The following is a 19,555-nucleotide window of genomic DNA, read 5'->3' on the forward strand; positions in this document are numbered from 1 at the left end:
GTGTTGGAGGCGTTGTTGGGTGTGGTGGCGGAGAAGACGGGTTATCCGGCGGAGATGTTGGAGCCGGGTATGGATCTGGAGGCTGATCTGGGGATTGACTCGATCAAGCGGGTTCAGATTCTGGGTGCGTTGCAGGAGCGGTTCCCGGTGTCGGGTGATGTGGATCCGGAGCGCTTGGGTGAGTTGCGGACCCTGGACGACGTCGCCGGCTTCCTCAGCTCCGCCGCCGCGCCCGCCGCGGTGAACGTCCCCGTCCCCTCGCAGGCCCTCCTGGTGGTGGACTACCCGAGCGCCCCCGGCGTCGGGCGGACCTTCGCCTCGGTCCAGGAACTGCCCGCTCCCTACCGGGTCGTTGAGGCCTACGCGGACAACCGGACCGCGCTCGTCGTGGACGACGGGTCGAAGCTTGCCAGGCCGGTGATCGGTGCGCTGCGCTCCGAGGGCTGGCGGGTCGAGGTCGTGGGGCTGCCCGGTGAGGTGGCGTCCACGCAGGGCGCCGACTCGGTGCAGCAGCTGCGGACCTGGGACGCGGCCGAGCTGGCCCGTACGGTGACCAGCGGGCGCATCGACCTGGTCGTGCAGCTGGTGGCCGCCACCGGTCAGGAGTGGGCCGACGCGGCTCAGCGCCTGGCGCACACCGTGCTCGTGGCGAAGCAGACGCAGCCCGCGCTGAAATCGGCCGCCGCAGCGGGCAACAGGGCCGGCTTCGTGGCCCTGACCCAGCTCGACGGGGCGAACGGCTATCGCGGGAGCGAATCCGGGTCGCCGCTGCTGGGCGGGGTCTCCGGGCTGGTGAAGACCCTGGGCATCGAGGTGCCGGAACTCTTCACCCGTACCGTCGACTTCGCACCGGGGCTGGACGACCGGACGATCGCCGACCGTTTCCTGGGCGAGATAGGCGACCTGGCCACGGACCTCGCGGACGTCGCCCATGACGCCCACGGTCGTCGCACGGTCGTCCCCTCGGCCGAGGCCCCCGCCGGGAGCCTCGCCGCCGTGCCGGAGATCGAAGCGAGTGACCTGCTCGTGGTCACCGGCGGGGCACGCGGCATCACGGCGGACTGCCTCCAGGCGCTGGTCGACGCACGGCCCGCCGGGCTGCTGCTCCTCGGCCGCAGCCAGGTGGCGCCCGAGCCCGAGTGGGCGGCCGGTCTGGAAGGGGCCGGTCTGAAGGGCGCGATCGCCAAGCGGATCGCCGCGGCCGGGGAGAAGCCCACCCCGCGCGGGGTCGAGGCGGTCTACCGGGAGGTGACCGGCAGCCGGGAGATCACCGAGAACCTGCGCCGGCTGCGGGCGAGCGGCTCCACCGTCGAGTACGTCGTCGTCGACATCACCGACGCCGCCGCCGTACGGGCCGCGCTGGCACCGTACGCGGGCCGGATCACGGGTGTGGTGCACGGAGCCGGTGTGCTGGCGGACCGGCTGATCGTGGAGAAGACCGCGGAGGAGGTCCACCGGGTCCTCGGTACGAAGATCCTCGGCCTCGGCCATGTGCTGGACGCGCTGCGCGGTACCGCGAACCTGCGGCACCTGGTGTTCTTCTCCTCCGTCGCCGGCTTCTTCGGCAACCGGGGCCAGTCGGACTACGCGGTCGCCAACGAGGCGCTGAACCGGCTCGCCGTCCGGCTGAAGCACGAGCTGCCGTCGGCCAGGGTGACCTCGGTCAACTGGGGCGCCTGGGACGGCGGGATGGTCACCGACGACCTGCGGCGGATGTTCGCCTCACGCGGTGTGGAGCTGGTCCCGGTACGCACCGGGGCCGGGATCTTCGCCGAACAGTTCACCGCCGAACGCGGCCACGACACGGTCATCGTCGCCGGTCCGCTGAAGCCGCTCTCGGCCGCGCCCGCCGCCGGTGCCGCGGTCTCGCTGCTGGCCGACCGCGATCTGGCGGAGCTGGCGGCGGACACCCTGCTGAGCGATCACACGATCGACGGCAAGAAGGTGCTGCCGGCCACCGCCGCGCTCGGTGCCCTGATCGGTGCCGCCGAGACGGCGAGCGGGAAGACGGTCTCCGAGGTGAGCGGCTTCCGGGTCTTCAAGGGAGTGGTCCTGGACGGGGAGGACGAAGCCCCCTCGCGGCTGCGGCTCTTCCTGGAGCCGGGCCGGGACTCCCGGCCGGACACCGTGGACGTACTCGCGTCCGCCGTGGACGGGGCCGGACAGAGCCGGCCCGCGTACGGCGGCAACGTCGTCACCGGCGACGCCGGAGCCGGCCTCGCCGACCGTACGGACCTGGCCACGACCGCCCGTGGGGCGGCCGGCACGGACGCCGGCCCGCTCTACCGCAACGGCACCCTCTTCCACGGTCCGAGCCTGCGCGGCATCCGCCGCGTCCTGTCCTCGGACGCGCAGGGCCTGCTGCTGAGCGCCCGGCTCACCGACGGGCGGCCGGCCCGCGGCGCGTACCACGGAACGCTGCACAGCCCGGTGCTGGCCGATCTGCTGCTCCAGGCCGCCCTGGTCTGGGTCCGGCAGCACCGCGGCCGGGCATGCCTGCCGATGGAGATCGCCAGGACCCGGTTCTTCGCCGGACTCCCCGCCGACCAGGACTTCCTGATCGCCGTGGAGAACATCGAGGAGGTCCGGACCGGCATCACCTGCTCGGTCACCGCGCTCGACCGTGAGGGCCGCGTGCTCCAGGTCATGGACGGGGTGTCCGTGGTGGAGGACCCGCAGCTGGAGGGCAAGTTCGGGCAGCCCGTGCAGGTCGCCGCCGGCACCGTCGCGGTCTGACACCCCGCGCGGTGCTCCCTCACCCACGGCCCCTCACCGGGCCCCCGACCGGACCCATTCGGACAATCGGAGGCTGACCCCTCATGGGCAAGTACGCGATCGTCGGCCTGGCCTGCCTCTTTCCCGGCGCCGGGACCCCCGACGACTACTGGCGGAACCTGATCGGCGGCGTGGATTCACGCACCGACGGAGACAGCCGGGTCTTCGGGCACTCCCCGCAGGCCAGGGAGACCGATCCGGAGGACAGACACCGTATCTACTGCCTCCGGGGCGGTTTCCTCGACGAGCACGACGCGAGTTCCCCGTCCGCGGGGACCGCGACCGGAGCCGACGACGCGGCCCGGGGCGACGGCGCCCCGGGCACCGGCCCCGGGGACCTCAGCGAACCGAATGGGTACCTTCTCCCACCCGACTACCTGGCCGGCCTCGACCGCTCGTTCCACTGGGCGCTCGGAGTGGCCAGGGACGCGCTGGCCGACGCAGGCTATTCCCCCGTGGCCGCGGACGGTCGGAGCAGGCGGAGGACCGGGGTGGTGTTCGGGAACTACCCGTTCCCCACCCCGGCCTCCGGCCGGCTCGTCGGAGAACTCTGGGACTCGGCGGTGGCCGACGGACTGGCCGGCGCGGGCTTCCCCGGAGACACCGATACCGCCGTACAGCCGGGCGGCTCGTCCGGAGACACCGATACCGCCGGCCAGGGGGACGGCTCGTCCGACGGCGTGGCCGCCGCCCACAACCTGTGGGCGGGCGGCATGCCCGCCCAGGTGGTGGCAGCCGCGCTCGGTCTGGAGGGCCCGCGCCTCACCCTGGACGCGGCCTGCTCGTCCGCGCTGTACGCGCTCAAGCTGGCCTGCCTCCACCTGGAGACCGGCCGCGCGGACGTGATGCTCGCCGGTGGCGTCTGCGCCCCCGACCCCACCGTCGTCCACCTCTCCTTCTCCGATCTGCGGGCCTACCCGCAGGACGGGTTCAGCCAGCCCTTCGACGCCCGCTCCCGCGGCATCGTCACCGGCCAGGGCGCCGCGATGATCGCGGTGAAGCGGCTCGCCGACGCCGAGCGCGACGGCGACCGGGTGTACGCGGTCATCGACGCGGTCGCCCTCACCAACGACGGCCCCGGCAAACACATGCTGGCGCCGAACGCCGCCGGCCAGCACGCCGCCTACGAGCTGGCCTACCGCGAGGCGGGCGTCGCCCCGTCCGCGATCCAGTACCTGGAGTGCCACGCCACCGGCACCCCGCTCGGCGACAGCACCGAACTCGGCAGCGTCGAGGAGTTCTTCGGACGCGGCCCGCTGCTGGGCTCGGTGAAGGCCAACCTCGGGCACCTGCTGACCGTGGCGGGCATGAGCAGCCTCATCAAGGTCGTCCTGGCGCTCGCGCACGGCACCATCCCGCCCACCATCGGAGTGCGGGAGCCCCTGCCCGGCACGGTCGCCGACCGTGTCGTACGGGAGCTGCGGCCCTGGCCCGAACCGGAGGCGGGAGCCCCGCGCCGTGCCGGCGTATCGGCCTTCGGCTTCGGCGGTACGAACGCCCACGTCGTGCTCTCGGCCCCGGCCGGAACGGAACACCTCGCGGACGACCGCGAGGACCGGGACGCCCCCGCCGACCCGCCGGCCCTCGCCGTCATCGGCATGGGAGCCCACTTCGGTTCGTTCACCACCCTCGACGCCTTCGAACGCGCCGGATACGAAGGGCTCGACGCCGTACGCGAGCTGCCCGAGCAGCGCTGGCGCGGTTTCGAGACCGTCGACGGCGGGCCGCTCGACCGGGCGGGACTCGCCAAGGACGGTGTGCCCCGGGCCGCGTACATCGAGGAGTTCGAGGTCGACGCGACCTCGTACCGCATTCCGCCCAAGGACCTTGACCACTTCAACCAGCAGCACCTGCTGATGATGCGTGTCGCCGAGGAGGCGCTGCGCGACGCCGGGTACGAGCGGCCCCGCCCCGGCCGCGGCGGCGCAACGGACCCGCGCCGGGTCGGTGTGGTCCTCGGCATGGAGATGGAACCCAGCGCACACGGCCACGGCTCCCGGTACGAACTGGGCCGCAAGCTCACCGAATGGTGCGAGAGCGCGGGCGTGAAGCCCTCGCCCGAGCAGCTGGCCGAGCTCACCCGGGCCGCGCGCAACGGCATCCACGACTCCATCGAACCCAACGAGGTCCTCAGCTACATCGGCAACATCATGGCCAGCCGGGTCTCCTCGCTGTGGAACCTCAACGGCCCCTCCTTCACCCTCTCCTCCGACAGCGCGGTCGGGGTCGACGCCCTGGACGTGGCCCGGCTCCTGCTCATGGACCCCACGGTGGAGGCCGTCCTCGTCGGCGCCGTCGACCTCGCCGCCGGACCGGAGAGCACCCTCGCCCGCGAACTGCTGGAACCCGGCACCGTCACCGGCGGACTCCGCGTCCTCGGGGAGGGCGCCGGCGCGGTCGTCGTGACCCGGCCCGAATCCGTGCCGGACGAACGGACCGTGTACGCCACGGTGGAGGCCCTCGCCGTCCGCCACTCGGCGGGCGTCGCCCCGGGCACCGACCCGGAGCTCGTCACCGCCGCCGCCGAGGACGCGCTCGCCGCCGCCGGGCTCACCCCCGGCGACGTCGAACTCGTGGAGGCGGGGGCGGCGGACCCCGCCACCCTCGAAGGCCTGGCCGCCACCTGGACCACCGACCGCTCCGGCGGCGAGCTGCGCACGGCCCTGTCCGGTGTGCACGGCTCCATCGGTGACAGCGGCTGCGCCTCGGCGCTCGCCTCCGTCATCCGGGCCGCCCTCTGCCTGCACCACGGCTACTTCCCGGTGGCGCCCGGCGGTGTCGACACCGCTCGGCTCGAAGGGTCCGCCTTCTTCCTCGCCGCCGACTCCCGGCCCTGGCTGCGGGCCCACCGCGAAGGCCGCAGGGCCGCATCCGTCAGCGTCACCGGTACGTCCGGCAGCCACGCGCACGTCGTGCTCACCGGCGGCCAGGTGCGCGGCGAGGTCACCGAGACCGACTGGGCGAGGTCCGGTGGCGGACTGGTCGTTCCCGTCGGCGCGGACGACATCGCCGGGCTGCTCCGTCGGCTCGGCGAGCTGCGCACGGCTCTGGACGGCGACTGGGCCGCCCGGGCCGAGGACCGGCCCGCACCCCTCAAGGCGGTGCTCGTCGCGGAGGACGCCGACGGCCTGGCCCGGCAGATCGACCAGGCGCTCAAGGACCTGCCCGGTGTGTGGGGATCCGGCGGCGAATGGCTCTCCCCCTCCGGCAGTTACTTCACCGCGCGGCCGCTGGGCGCGCAGGGGAAGGTGGCTCTGGTCTTCCCCGGGGCGTTCAACTCGTACCTGGGGCTCGGGCATTCACTCTTCCGCTCGTTCCCCGGCCTGCTGCCGCGCTTCGAGGCCCAGGCCGAACTCCCGGCCGAGCTGCTGCGCAGTGCCTCCCTGTACCCGCGCTCGCTCGCCCCGATGGGGCGGCGCGACCTGATGAAGCGGGAAGCCGAACTCGTCGAGGACATCCCGCTGATGCTGGCGGCCGGCACGAGCTACGCACTGCTCTCGACGGATCTCGTGCGTGAGGTGCTGGGCATCCCCGTGGACGGGGCGTTCGGCTACAGCCTCGGCGAGAGCAGCATGCTCTTCGCCACCGGCGGCTGGATCAAGAGCGCGCGCGGCGACGAGAAGATCAGCGCCTCGCCCCTCTTCGACGACATGCTGCGCGGCCCCAAGCGGACCGTGCGCGAACTGTGGGGTCTCGGAGACGAGGTGCCCGACAACGAGGTCTGGTCCACACACGTGCTCCTCGCACCCGCGGCGGACGTGCGGGCCGTCGTCGAGCGGTTCGAGCGGGTCTTCATCACGCACGTCAACACCCCGCTGGAGGTGGTCGTCGCCGGTGACCCGCGCCAGTGCAAGGAGGTCATCGCCGAACTGGCCTGCCGCAGCGCCCGCTCCCCGGCCAACCACGTCATGCACTGCTCCGTGGTCGACGGGGTGCTCACCGACCTCGCCGACCTCAACCACTATCCGACGGGCGACGTCGGGGACCTGGTGCTCTACAGCAGCCGGCACTACGCCCCGGTGACCGACTTCGACGCGGACACCGTCGCCGGGAACATCGCCGTGACGCTGCGCGAGACGGTGGACTTCCCGAAGCTGGTGCGCCGCGCCTACGAGGACGGCTTCCGCTCCTTCATCGAGGTCGGCCCGAGCAGTACGTGTGCGCGCTGGATCCACGAGACGCTCGGCGACGAGCCCCATCTGGCGGTCTCCGTCGACCGGCGGGGCGCCCGCGGCTCGACGGACATCGCCCGGCTGGTGGCCCGGCTCGCCTCCCACGGCGTACCCGTCGACCTCGCCCCGTTCGCCCCGCCCGTCGCGTCCTCGGACGCCCGGGGCGCCCTGGGGCTGCGCACCTTCACCGTGGGCGGGGCGCCGGTCCCGCCGCTGGTCGCCGAGGGCGCGGCGGCCACGATCGCCACGCTGCCCAAGCCCACAGCCACACGCGCACCCGCGGTCACCGCCGCAGCGGCGGTCACCGCCACACGCGCACCCGCGGTCACCGCCGCGGCGACGACGGACGTCGCCGTCGCCGCCGAAACGCCGGTGACCGTCCAGGCCACCACCGCGGCCGCACCGGGGTCGGGGGCCCCGGACGCAGCCCTCACGGCAGCCGCCCCGGTCACCACCGCGCCGGCCACGGGCGGCACGTGGACCGCCGCCGCGGCCGGACCCGGGCTGCCCCCGGCTCCCGCCACTCCCGCCCCCGCAACTGCAGGGGGCGCCGAAACCGCCACGGAATGGGACTCCGCGATGTCGATCCGCCCCGCCGCCCCACCGTCCGCATCAGCAATCGAGCTGGAGCGGGAGCCCATCACGATGATCCCGGCCGCAGCCGCGCCCGCACCACCTGCCGCCCCGTCGCAGGAGCCGCCGCGGCCGGCCATCTTCGGAGCACCGCTGCCCGCCGCTCCCGCCCGGACCGCCGAGGAGAGCACCCTCACCCTCGTACGTGGACTGCGCAGCGAGATGCTGGAGGCGCACCGGGAGGTGCTGGACGCCCAGCAGGCCCTGCGCGAACAGCTCTCCGCGCTGCTGGCCGCCGCGCCCCCCGCCCCCGCACCGGCCGCCGCTCCCGTCGATGCGGCACCCGCCGCCCCCGCTCCCGCCGCCCCCAGGCCGCCCAAGCCCGAAGGGGTCATCTGGGACGAGCACGACCTGCTGGAGTTCGCCACCGGGAAGATCGGCGACGTCTTCGGGGAGCGGTACGCCGAGATCGACGCGTTCCGCCGACGGGTGCGGCTGCCCGCGCCCCCGTACCACTTCGCGACCCGGGTCACCGCGCTGGAGGCCGAACCCGGCGAGTTCAGGCCCTCGTTCATCCGGACCGAGTACGACGTACCGGTCGACGCCTGGTACGCCGTGGACGGGCAGGTGCCGCCCGCGGTCACCATCGAGGCCGGGCAGTGCGACCTGCTGCTGATCAGCTACCTCGGGGCGGACTTCACCAACCGGGGCGACCGGGTCTACCGGCTCCTGGACAGCAGTCTCAGCTTCGTCGGCGACCTTCCGCAGGTCGGCCAGACCCTGCGCTACGACATCTGGATCGACCAGTTCGTCCGGCAGGGCGACACGATGCTGTTCTTCTTCCACTACGACTGCTACGCCGACGGCAAGCTGATCCTCAAGCTGAACAACGCCTGCGCCGGGTTCTTCACCGACGAGGAGCTGGAGAGCTCCCTCGGCATCATCCAGGGCAAGGCCGTCCCGCCCGCGGAGAACGCCGTCTTCTCCGGGTCCAGTTCCTTCAAGCCGCTGGCGACCACCGACCGTACGTCACTCACCCCCGAGGACCTGGCGCTGCTCGCCGAGGGGCGGATCGGCGAGGTCTTCGGGCCGGGCCACCGCAAGCCGGAGGGGACCAACAGCTCACTGAGGCTGCCCACCGAGCAGCTGCGCATGGCCGACGAGGTGACCCTCATCGACCGCAAGGGCGGCGCCGGGGGCCTCGGCCGGATCGAGGCGGTCAAGCATCTGGTGCCGGACGGCTGGTATTTCACCTGCCACTTCCCGGACGACCCGGTCCTGGCGGGCTCGCTGGTCGCCGAGGGGGCGGTGCAGCTGCTTGAGACGTACGCGTTCTCCCTCGGCCTGCACCTCTCCCTGCCCGACGCGCGCTTCCAGCCGGTCCCCGATCTGAAGACCGAGGTGAAGGTGCGGGGACAGATCACCCCGGACACCGAGCGCATCGAGTACCGGATCGACATCACCGACCTGACCCTGCTGCCCCGCCCCGCGATCACCGCGGACGTGATCGTGCTGCGCGACGGCAAGCCGTCGATCAGCGTCACCGGGCTCGGTATCCGGCTGGTGGAGAAGGCGGGCACGCCCTACCGCCCGGAGGCCGGCGGCAAGGTGCCGCACTTCCTGGGCCGGCTGAGCCCCGCCACCGGTGAGCGGGCCCTGCTCAGCGAGTTCCACATGGCGCACGCGGCCAAGGGCGATCTGGCGACCGCCATGGGACCGGAGTTCGAGGTCTACGCCGACAGCCGGGCCCCGTACATCCCCAACGGCGACTTCCTCTTCGTCGACCGGGTGATGGAGCTCGAAGGCACCCGGGGGGTGCTCAAGCGCGGAGCCGTCATGGTCACCGAGTACGACTCCCCGGCGGACGCCTGGTACTACGGCGACAACGGCTCGCCCTCCATGCCCAACTGCGTCTACATGGAGTCCAGCCTCCAGGCGGCCATCCTGCTCGGCTACTACCTGGGCGCCACGCTCCCGTTCCCCGACGAGCAGTTCAGCATCCGCAACCTCGACGGCCGCGCCACCCTCGTCAAGGACATCGACCTGCGCGGCAAGACCATCCAGCACCGCTCGACCCTGCTCTCCAGCGACCAGATGCCCGGGTCGATCCTGCAGAACTACCGCTACGAACTCTCCGCCGACGGCGAGGTGTTCTACACCGGGGAGTCGCTCTTCGGGTACTTCAACGCCAAGGCCCTGGAGAACCAGGTCGGTCTGGACAAGGGCAAGCACGTGCTGCCGTGGCTCGACCAGCAGCCCGACCGCCCCGCCGGGGTCCGCCGGGTCGAACTCGCCGGGTACCGGGCCGCCGAGCCCGCCCGCGGCGGCCCCCGGCTGGCCGGCGGCCACCTCGACCTGGCCGAGTGGATCGACGTCCTGCCCGGCGGCGGCAAGCACGGGCAGGGCTATCTGCGCGGCCACCGGTCCATCGCCCCCGACGAGTGGTACTTCTCCTGCCACTTCCACCGCGACCCGGTGATGCCCGGCTCGCTCGGCGTCGAGGCCCTGCTCCAGGGGCTCCAGCTGTACGCCGTCGAGACGGGGCTCACCGAAGGGCTCGTCAACCCCCGCTTCGCGATGCTCTCCGGCGTGGAGACGACCTGGTCCTACCGGGGCCAGATCCTCCGCGACGACCCGGACATGGAGTTCGACGTGCACGTCAAGGAGGTGCGCCGCACCCCGGGCCGGATCGTGCTGCTCGGCGACGCGAGCGTCTGGAAGTCCACCCTGCGGATCTACCAGCTGGGCGGCATCGGCATCGAGATCCACCACGACGGGGCCTGAAGTCCCGCCCGCGGAATCGAGATCCACCACGACCGGGCCCGAGGCCTCGTCCGACCCGACAGGAGACCAGGCATGACCAGCGACCACCAACGGCCCAGGTGGACCGGGACCGCGGCACCCGCCGTCGGCGACACCGGGGTGCACGAAGCCCTGATGCGGCTCGGGGAACCCGTCTACATCGTGCGCGGACCCTACGGACTGGGCGCGGTGAACGGCGGCGCCGTCACGGCCGGCGGCGAGCACGAGATCGTCGCCACCGCCCCGCCGCTGGGGCCCGAACGCCTCGGCAGCGCCGCGTTCCTGGCCGCGCACGGCCTGCGCCAGGCCTATATGAGCGGGGCCATGGCCAACGGCATCGCCTCCGCCGACATGGTCATCGCCATGGCGCGGGCCGGACTGCTCGGCTCGTACGGCGCGGCCGGACTCCTCCCGGAAGCGATCGAGAAGGCACTGATCCGCTTCCGGGACGAGATCCCCGGACTCCCGTACGCCTGCAACCTCATCCACAGCCCCAGCGAGGAGCGTCTGGAGCGCACGGCGGTCGACCTGTTCCTGAAGTACCGGGTGCCCTGTGTGGAGGCTTCCGCCTTCCTCACCCTCACCCCGCACATCGTGCGCTACCGGCTCGCCGGTCTCCGCGCCGGCGGCCCGGACGGTGTCGTCGCGGAGAACAAGGTCATCGCCAAGGTGTCCAGGCCCGAGCTGGCCGAGCTCTTCATGCGGCCCGCACCCGAGGCGATGGTCCGCGCCCTGGTCGACGAGGGATCCGTCACCGAGGAGCAGGCCCGGCTCTCGCGGCTCGTCCCGGTGGCCGGTGACATCACCGTCGAGGCCGACTCGGGCGGGCACACCGACCGCCGGCCGCTGCCCGCGCTGCTGCCCGTCATCATGCGCCAGCGCGACGCGATCATGCAGGAGCTCGGATACGCGCAGCGCGTCCGGGTCGGCGCCGCAGGCGGCATCGGCACGCCCGAGGCGGCGGCCGGCGCGTTCGCGATGGGCGCGGACTACATCGTCACGGGATCGGTCAACCAGTCCTGCCTGGAGGCGGGCACCTCGCCGCGGGTCAAGCAGATGCTCGCCCAGGCCGGCATCGCCGACTTCGAGATGGCGCCCGCCGCCGACATGTTCGAGATGGGCGTCGAGCTCCAGGTGCTCAAGCACGGCACGTTCTTCCCGATGCGGGCCAAGCAGCTGTACGAGCTGTACCGCGGCTACGAGGGCATCGAGGAGATCCCGTCCGCGGTACGCGAACGCGTCGAGAAGCAGATCTTCCGCCGCCCCCTGGACAGCGTCTGGGAGGAGACCGTCGACTACTTCACCCGCCGCGACCCCGACCAGCTGGCCCGTGCCGCCGACCACCCCAAGCGGCGGGCCGCGCTGATCTTCCGCTGGTACCTCGGCATGGCCTCGCGCTGGGCGAAGACCGGTGAGGCGGACCGGGCCGTCGACTACCAGATCTGGTGCGGACCGGCGATGGGCAGCTTCAACGCCTGGGTCCGCGGCACCTACCTGGCGGCGCCGGAGCACCGCCGGGTCGCCGACGTGGCACGGCAGATCATGACGGGGGCCGCCTTCCACCAGCGGCTCGCGGTGCTGCGCGGCGCGGGCGTCACCTTCCCGACGAATCTCGCCACCCGCCCGTCCCCCGAGGACGCGACGGTCGTCGGCCCGGTGGCCGGAGCACGCCCATGACCACGTCGTCGCCGCCCGCCGCCGAGGGGCGGGGCCACCCGCGCGAGGAAGCGCCGCAGCACCCCGCCACGCGCCCGCACGGGCTGACGGCACTGCCCGGCGGGGGCGAGGCGGCGGGCCCCTACCCGCGCGCCGAGCGGCTGGACGCCGCACTGGGCGACCCGTGGCCGGCGGACAACCCGTACGGGTTCGCCGCCGGAGTGGCACGGGACGCCGCCGAGGAGTACCCGGCCCGGGCGGAGGCCAGGCTGCGCGAGGCCGGTCTCCACCTCGGATATCTGCCGAAGTCCCTGGGTGGCACGCTCCGCTCGCTGGAGGAGACCCAGATCCTGGTCCGGGTCGCCGCCCGGCGTGACGTCAACGTCATGCCCGCCACGATGTTCAGCATCTCCGCCGTCATGACGGTGCTGGCCGCGGGCACGCCCGAACAGCACCGGACCGTCGCCGGCTGGGTGCGCGCCGGCCGCACGATCGCGTTCGGGCTCTCGGAGGAGCGGTCGGGCAGCGATGTGCTGGCCAACACCTGCCGCCTGGACGAGGACCGCAGACTCACCGGCACCAAGTGGCTGGTGGGCCGCGGCTCCACCGCCGAGGCGGCGGTCGTGGTGGCCCGTACGGCGGAGCGCGGGCCCGCGGCCTTCACCGCCGTGCTGCTCGGCCCGGAGGAGCTGGCCCATCCCGGAGTGCGACGGCTGCCGCCCAGGCGGACGACCGGCATGCACGGCATCGACTTCGCCGACCTGGAGTTCACCGGAGTCCCGGTGCCGCAGGGCGCCGTCGTCGGCACGGTCGGCAGCGGGCTCGCCGGGGCGATGCGGGCCCAGCAGGTCGTCCGGCTGATGAGCACCGCGGGCTGCCTGGCCACCGCCGACACGGCGCTGCGCACCGCCCTGCGCTTCGCCCGCATCCACCGCACCGGCGGGGTGCCGGTCGCCGACACCCCTTACGGCTCCCGCGAACTGGCCCTGGCCGCCGCCGAACTGTGCACCGCCGACCTCACCGCACTCGTCGCCGCCCGCGCGATCCAGGTCGCGCCGGGCGCGTTCGCCCTGTCCTCATCCGTCGTCAAGCACGTCGCCACCCGGCTCACCTCCGCATCCGCCGCCCGCAGCCGCGCAGTGGCGGGGGCGCGGGCCGTCCTGCGGGAAGGCCCAGGAGCCGTCCTGGACAAGGCGGTTCGCGACAACGCCATGGTCGAGGTCATCGACACCAGCCTGCTCGGCAACCTCCGCGCCATCGCGATGCACCTGCCGTCCTACGCGCCCGCGTACGACGGGGGAACGGCCCAGGAGGCCGGCGGCCGGGAGTCGGCGGAACGCAGGATCCGGCTCGACGCGGTCCTCGCCCTCGGCGACGACTCCTGCCTGCCACCGCTCGACCCGGCCGCCCTCGACCTCGGCGTACGGGCCAGGGACGACATCCTGCTGGGCTTCGCCGAGTACGCCGAGGAGATCGCCGCGGACCTCGTGCGGCGGGGCGACGCGTCCGCCGCCGCCTCGGTGACCGGACTGCGCGCCGACATCGCGGCCACGATCGGGTCCGCCGCCGAGGCGCAGCGGGACCGGTCGCGCTCGCCGCGGACATCCCCCGACACCCTCGACCTCGCCGACCGCCTCTGCCTGCTGTACGCGGCCGCCACGGCCGCCCTGACGTGGTGGTTCCACCGCGACCGGCCCGGCCTCTACGGCGATCCGGAGCGGGGTGGCACCGGCTGGCTCAACCCCGTGCTCGTCCTGGCCCGTGCGCTGGCCGACGGACGCGATCCGCGCCGGGCGGGGCCGGACATCGCACCCCTGGGCCGTCTGGTCACCGCGCTCGACGACCGGCGACGGCTCTTCACCGCACTGCCGGTCCGGCTGTGCGACAGCCCCCCGAACGGGGATCCGTGCCTTTTGGAGGATGACAGGACATGACTGATCTCCATGCGCTGATGGCCGATCTGGAACGGCACCTCGGCGACCCCCACGACCCCGCCGGACCCATGCCGTTCAGCCGCATCCTCGAACTCGACGAACTCCAGGAGTACCCGCACGAGTTCGTCGACCTGGTGGCCTCCTGGGGCCTCTACGACTGGATGGTGCCCGCCGCCAACGGCGGAAAGGCCGTCAACGTCGAGGACGGCTTCAACCTCTACCGGCTCGTCGCCCGCCGCGACCCCACCACGGCCACCGCGATGACCCTGGCCAGCATCAGCTACATGCCGGTGTGGATCGGCGGCACCCCGGAGCAGCGGCAGCACTTCGCCGACGTGATCAGGGGCGGCGGAAAGCTCGCCTGGGGCCTCTCCGAGCGGCTCCACGGCAGCGACATCCTCGCCAACGAGACCACCGCCCGGCGCACCGAGGGCGGCTGGCTGCTCAACGGTGAGAAGTGGACCATCGGCAACGCCACGGTCGCCGACGCGGTGATGGTCTTCGCCCGCACCTCGGAGAAGGGCGGCCCCGGCGGGTACTCCATCTTCGCGGTGGAGAAGGCGGGCCTGGCGGCCGGACAGTGCGAGCATCTGCCGGACGAGCCGCTGCACGGGCTGCGGGGCCTGGACATGAGCGGTGTCAGGCTGCGCGACTGCTTCGTACCGGACAGCGCACTCATCGGCGGCAAGGGCAGGGGCCTCGAAGTCGCCCTGAAGAGCGGGCAGCTGGTGCGGATCGCGATCTCCGGCATCGCGATGAGCTGTGCCGACACGGCGCTGCGCACCACCCTGGACTTCGCCGTGGAGCGGAAGATCTTCGGCGGCCCGGTCTCCGAGATCCCGTACTCGCAGCGTCAGCTCGTGGAGAGCTACGCGGACCTGCTGATCGCCGACGCGCTGACCCTCGGCGCCGTACGGAGCCTCCAGCTGAGCCCGGACCAGGCCAGTGTCTGGTCGTCCGTGGTGAAGTACTTCATCCCCACCTTCCTCTCCCCGTCGATCAGCCGGCTCGCCGTCGTCCTCGGGGCCCGCCACTACCTGCGGTCCCATCCCCGGCACGGGATCTTCCAGAAGGTCATGCGGGACTTCGTCATCTCCGACTTCGCCGACGGCAACACCGTGGTGAACCTCAAGAACGTCGCCCTGCAACTGGAACGGCTGCTCGCCAACGCGGTCGAGCAGGTCCCCGAGGTGGTGGCCGGCGCCACCGCCAGGACCGCGCCCCTCTTCGACCCGGCCCATCCCATGGAGCCGTACCGGCCGACCGAGCAGCAGCTGTTCAGCCGGGGCGTGGACGACCCGGTGGTGGCGCTGCGTCCGGCCGTCGCCGAACTGCGCCTGCTGGCCGCCGCGGCCTCCGGAGCGGACGCGGCCCGGCTGGCGGGCGCCGCCGAAACCGCCGCGGTGATCGTCGGCGAACTGGACCGGCTCGCCGAGGAGCACCGCAAGATCAGTGCCGAACTCGGCAAGTCCGTCGCCCAGTCGGCCGAGCTCTTCGACCTGGCCAAGCAGTACACGACCGTGTCCGCCGCGGCGGCCGTCGTCCACCTCTACCTCAACGGGCGGGAGAGCATCGCACCCCAGCTGCGCTCCCCGGCCGTACTGCTGGTCTGCCTGGAGCGGCTGCTGCGGCAGTTCCGCCCCACCGAGCGGACCGCGGGCCCCGAGGAGATCGCCGAGGTCGCGGACGCGATGCTGCACGCGCACCGCGAGGGGCAGCTCTTCTCCCTCCGCGCCTTCCACGTGAACCGGTGAACCCACGATGCAGACAGCACCCATGGACCCCGAGGAACGGCTCCCCGACCCCCTCGCCGACAGCGCCGAGGTCTGGCTGCTCGCGGAGGAGGACGTGGAGCGGTTCGCCGCCGCGACGGGCGGCCTCGAACTCCTGACCGATGACGAACGTGCGCGGCACGACCGGCTGCTGTTCCCCGCCGCCCGGCTCCGCTTCCTGGGTGCCAGGCTGCTGTCCCGTCAGGTCCTGTCGCTGTACACCGCCGAGCCGCCCGGCTCCTGGCGGTTCCGCACCGGCAAGTACGGCCGGCCCCAGGTCGAGGGCGCCAGCTGGGGACTCGACTTCAACATCACCCATACCAACGGCCTGATCGCCGCCATCGTCGTGCGCGGCAGGATCGCCGGAGTGGACGCGGAGGCCACCCCGGCCCGGCCGGAGGCGATGCAGTTCGCCCCCAAGGTCTTCACCCCGCTGGAGAACGAGGTGCTGCGCCGAAACCGGGAGGACCAGCGCGGCCACGCCTTCGCCGACTCCTGGGTGGCGAAGGAGGCCTACACCAAGGCCACCGGCATGGGCATGTGCCGGGGCTTCGACGCCTTCTCCGTGCACCGGCTGCGCGACGGCGGCCTGGCCGTCGTCGACGACGAGATCCCGGAACCCGAACGCCCCCTCTGGCAGGTCCATGTGCTCCAGGTGTGGGACCGGTTCGCCCTGGGCGTGGCCATCCGCGGCAGCGCGGACGACGCCGGTCCGCTGCCGGTGCGGCTGCGCTCCGCGATGGCCGAACTCCTGCCGGGAAGGACCCCGGCATGAGGCCGCACGCACGTACCGCGGCGGGGTGCGCCACGGGTGCTGTCCACCTCCGGCCAGTCCGCTACCTGACCCCCGGAGAACTTGCCCCCGGCAGTCGGCGAGGGGTTGCATGGAATACACATCCGTCGAAAGACAGATCAATTCCACACGGAGGACTCCCAAATGGCCCGTAAAGGGAATGCGGAGATTCTGGCGGGGTGTGAACGCGGCGAACAGGCCGCATGGGACGAGATGGTCGACCGTTTCGGCCGGCTCATCTGGTCCGTCATCCGCGGTTACCGGATGAATGACGTGGACGCCGAGGACGTTCGGCAGCTCACGTGGTTCCGGCTCGTGCAGAACGTAAGTCGTATTCGTGATCCGGAACGGGTCGGTGACTGGCTCGCGACGGTCGCGAGGCGTGAATCGATCAAGGCGGTGACCCGGGGGAAGCGACTGGTGATGGTGGGGGACAGCGAAACCCTCGAAGGGCTGTCCGGACACCACGAGAGCCCCGAGCAGATCACCTTGCGGGCGCACCACAACGAGGAGGTCCACAGGGCCGTCTCCACCCTGTCCGAACAGTGCCGCGGAGTCCTGACACTGGCCCTGGAGGATCCGCCCGCCTCCTACGAGGAGATCTCCGCCTCGCTGTCCATGACCGTCGGCTCGGTCGGTCCGATACGGACCCGCTGCCTGCGCAGGCTGCGCCGGGTCCTGGCCGCGGCCGAGGCCGGGGAGCCGCTGCCGCCCGTGAGCGCCTGCGTCCGCTGCCCGGCCGGGCGGGCGGGTGCGGAGGTGTCCGTTCCGCGGCGCCGGGCGGATCTGGTTGGCGAAGGCCCCGAAGCCGCAGCCGGACAGGAGTGACGCACATGTCTGAATACGACGTCGAAGGAGTGGTGCGGTCCGTCATCGTGGAGGCGATGGGACTCCCGCCGGACAAATACACCGAGGATCTCTCGTTCTCGTCCGACCTCGGCCTGGATTCACTGGACCTGCTCGATGTCTTCTTCCGTATCGAATGCTGTGTGCCGCTCATACTCACCGTCGAGCGGTGCGGCCGCTATTTGCAGGGGGAGGTGCCCGATACGGAATTCTGCGACGAGAACGGTGTCATCAGCAGGCGCGGTCTGGAAAGGCTGCACATCGTCATGCCGCAGATCGACCCGGACATCTGGGCCGGCCGGCTCACCCTGGACCGGATGCTGGACCGGCTGACCGTGGGCAATCTGGTCGCGATGGTCGAGCACATGCTCGGCAAGGAGCGGCCGGTCCATGTCTGAGGGCGCACGGACCGTGGTCCGGGTCGGCAGCTACGACCTGAGCGTCGAGTCCTTCGACCGGCTGGTGGCGTGGCACGGGGCCGAGGCCCTGCGGCTTCCGGCGGGACGCACATCGGCCGTCGGCTGGACGCTCCGCCAGGCGGCACTGCGGGCCCTGGCCGCGCCGCCCGCGGTCGGCTGCCACTGGGGCGACATCGACGTACGAGGACCCGAGGACGGGCCCTACACGCTGCTCTTCAAGGGCGAGGTGGCCCGCTTCGCCGACTCCGTGCTGCACGGCGACGTCCAGGTGTCGGTCACCACCGGCCGCGGCCGGGTCACCGCCTACGCCGTACTGACCCGGGACGCGGCCCCCGCCGCCCCGGCCGACCGCACCGAACCCGCCGCAGACGGCGCCGACGAGGAAACAGAGGTACGCAGGTGAGCACAGTCACCGAAGCCGCGCTGCTGACCAGCCGGGAGATCACCACGGGCGAGGAACTGGGCACGGTCCCGCTCGCCGGCGCCGGCGCCGTGGTGGCGGCGGCCCGCCGGGCGGCCGCCGCCGCCCCAGGCTGGGCCGCGCTGCCCGCCGCCGACCGGGCGGCGATCCTCACCCGGGCCGCCGACCTGATGCAGGAACGCGCCCCGCGTATCCAGGAGTTGCTGGTACGGGAGGGCGGATCCATCCCGGGCAAGGCGTTCTTCGAAGTAGGCGCGGGCGTCGCCGAACTGCGGCACGGAGCCGAGCTCGCCACCGCCCCCGAGACCCCGCACGGCCCCGGTTCCGACCCCGGCCGGCAGGACGAGGTCCGGCGCGTGCCGCTGGGCGTCGTCGGCGTGATCGTCCCCTGGAACTTCCCGCTGCTGCTCGCGATGCGTTCGGTCGCCCCCGCCCTGGGCCTCGGCAACACGGTGCTGCTCAAGCCCGATCCGCACACCCCGCTCTCCGGCGGCCGGGTCATCGCCGAGGCGCTGGCCGGCGCCGGCCTCCCGCCCGGCGTGCTGGAGGTGGTGTACGGCGACTCGGAGGCCGGCCGGGCCCTCGTGGACGCACCCGACGTGGCGATGGTGTCGTTCACCGGCTCCACCGAGGTGGGGCGCGAGATCGGCGCGTCCGCGGGACGGCTCCTCAAGCGCGTCGTCCTCGAACTCGGCGGCCAGAACGCCTTCGTGGTGCTGGCGGACGCCGATGTCGAGCAGGCCGCGTCCGCCGGTTCCTGGGGCTCCTTCCTGCACCAGGGCCAGATCTGCATGGCGGCCCGCCGCCACCTCGTCCACCGGGACCGGGCCGAGGAGTACACCGAGACCCTCGCCCGGCACGCCGCCGCCCTGCGGATCGGCGACCCGTTCCGCGAGGACGCGCAGATCGGGCCGGTCATCGACCGCTCGCAGCTCGTCGGGATCGCCGCCGCCGTCGAGGACGCCGTCGCCCAGGGCGCCCGGCTGGTGACCGGCGGACGGGCCCGGGGCGCGTACTTCCCGCCGACCGTGCTGGCGGACGTCACCCCGAAGATGGACATCTTCCGCCGCGAGGTCTTCGGCCCCGTCGCGACCGTCACCGCGTTCGCCGACGACGAGGAGGCCGTGGCCCTGGCCAACGCCTCCGACCACGGACTGACCGCGGCCGTCTACACCTCCGACGCCGCCCGCGGCCGGGAGCTCGCCGGACAGCTGCGCTGCGGCGTCGTCCACGTCGGCGACCAGCCCGTCAACCACGACCCCAGGCTGCCCTTCGGCGGGGTCGGCGCCTCGGGCAACGGCGCCGGATTCGGCGGCCGTGCCGCGCTGGAGGCCTTCACCCGCTGGCACACGCTCACCGTCAGCAACCCCGCCCGCAGCTACCCGTTCTGAG

Annotated in this window: 10 protein-coding genes; all 10 read left to right on the forward strand. The window is 72.8% G+C overall.

Features of this window, described 5'->3' with window-relative positions; translation table 11 throughout:
* Positions 1-2,736: SDR family NAD(P)-dependent oxidoreductase (locus ACFVJX_RS27190; protein WP_384135487.1), on the forward strand; the 2,736-nt coding region annotated here is incomplete at its 5' end.
* A gap of 83 nt (positions 2,737-2,819) precedes the next feature.
* Positions 2,820-10,304 carry a beta-ketoacyl synthase N-terminal-like domain-containing protein gene (locus ACFVJX_RS27195; RefSeq protein ID WP_384135489.1) on the forward strand — a complete coding sequence of 2,495 codons (7,485 nt, stop codon included), beginning with the start codon at positions 2,820-2,822 and terminating at the stop codon, positions 10,302-10,304.
* 72 nt (positions 10,305-10,376) lie between these two features.
* The gene (locus ACFVJX_RS27200; protein WP_384135491.1) at positions 10,377-11,999 is read left to right on the forward strand and encodes a PfaD family polyunsaturated fatty acid/polyketide biosynthesis protein; all 1,623 of its coding nucleotides are present in this window, start codon (positions 10,377-10,379) and stop codon (positions 11,997-11,999) included.
* Positions 11,996-13,912 carry an acyl-CoA dehydrogenase family protein gene (locus tag ACFVJX_RS27205; RefSeq protein ID WP_384135493.1) on the forward strand — a complete coding sequence of 639 codons (1,917 nt, stop codon included), beginning with the start codon at positions 11,996-11,998 and terminating at the stop codon, positions 13,910-13,912. Before ACFVJX_RS27200 ends, ACFVJX_RS27205 begins: the two co-directional genes overlap by 4 nt.
* Positions 13,909-15,666: an acyl-CoA dehydrogenase gene (locus ACFVJX_RS27210; RefSeq protein ID WP_384135495.1), complete on the forward strand. Its 1,758-nt coding sequence runs from the start codon at positions 13,909-13,911 to the stop codon at positions 15,664-15,666. The genes ACFVJX_RS27205 and ACFVJX_RS27210 overlap by 4 nt, the downstream gene beginning before the upstream one ends.
* 7 nt (positions 15,667-15,673) lie before the next feature.
* Entirely contained in the window at positions 15,674-16,459 is a 786-nt protein-coding gene (locus ACFVJX_RS27215; protein ID WP_384135497.1) for a 4'-phosphopantetheinyl transferase family protein, read from the forward strand.
* A gap of 162 nt (positions 16,460-16,621) precedes the next feature.
* A complete protein-coding gene (locus ACFVJX_RS27220) occupies positions 16,622-17,305 on the forward strand; it encodes an RNA polymerase sigma factor (protein WP_384135498.1) in 684 nt (227 codons plus the stop codon).
* Positions 17,306-17,310: 5 nt separating this feature from the next.
* A complete protein-coding gene (locus ACFVJX_RS27225) occupies positions 17,311-17,721 on the forward strand; it encodes a phosphopantetheine-binding protein (RefSeq protein WP_384135500.1) in 411 nt (136 codons plus the stop codon).
* Positions 17,714-18,145, forward strand: a complete 432-nt coding sequence (locus ACFVJX_RS27230) for a hypothetical protein (protein WP_384135502.1) — start codon at positions 17,714-17,716, stop codon at positions 18,143-18,145. The genes ACFVJX_RS27225 and ACFVJX_RS27230 overlap by 8 nt, the downstream gene beginning before the upstream one ends.
* A complete protein-coding gene (locus ACFVJX_RS27235) occupies positions 18,142-19,554 on the forward strand; it encodes an aldehyde dehydrogenase family protein (RefSeq protein ID WP_384135504.1) in 1,413 nt (470 codons plus the stop codon). The genes ACFVJX_RS27230 and ACFVJX_RS27235 overlap by 4 nt, the downstream gene beginning before the upstream one ends.
* Position 19,555 lies beyond the last annotated feature (1 nt).

The sequence above is a fragment of the Streptomyces sp. NPDC127177 genome (assembly GCF_042672475.1).
In the GTDB taxonomy this organism is placed as follows: domain Bacteria; phylum Actinomycetota; class Actinomycetes; order Streptomycetales; family Streptomycetaceae; genus Streptomyces.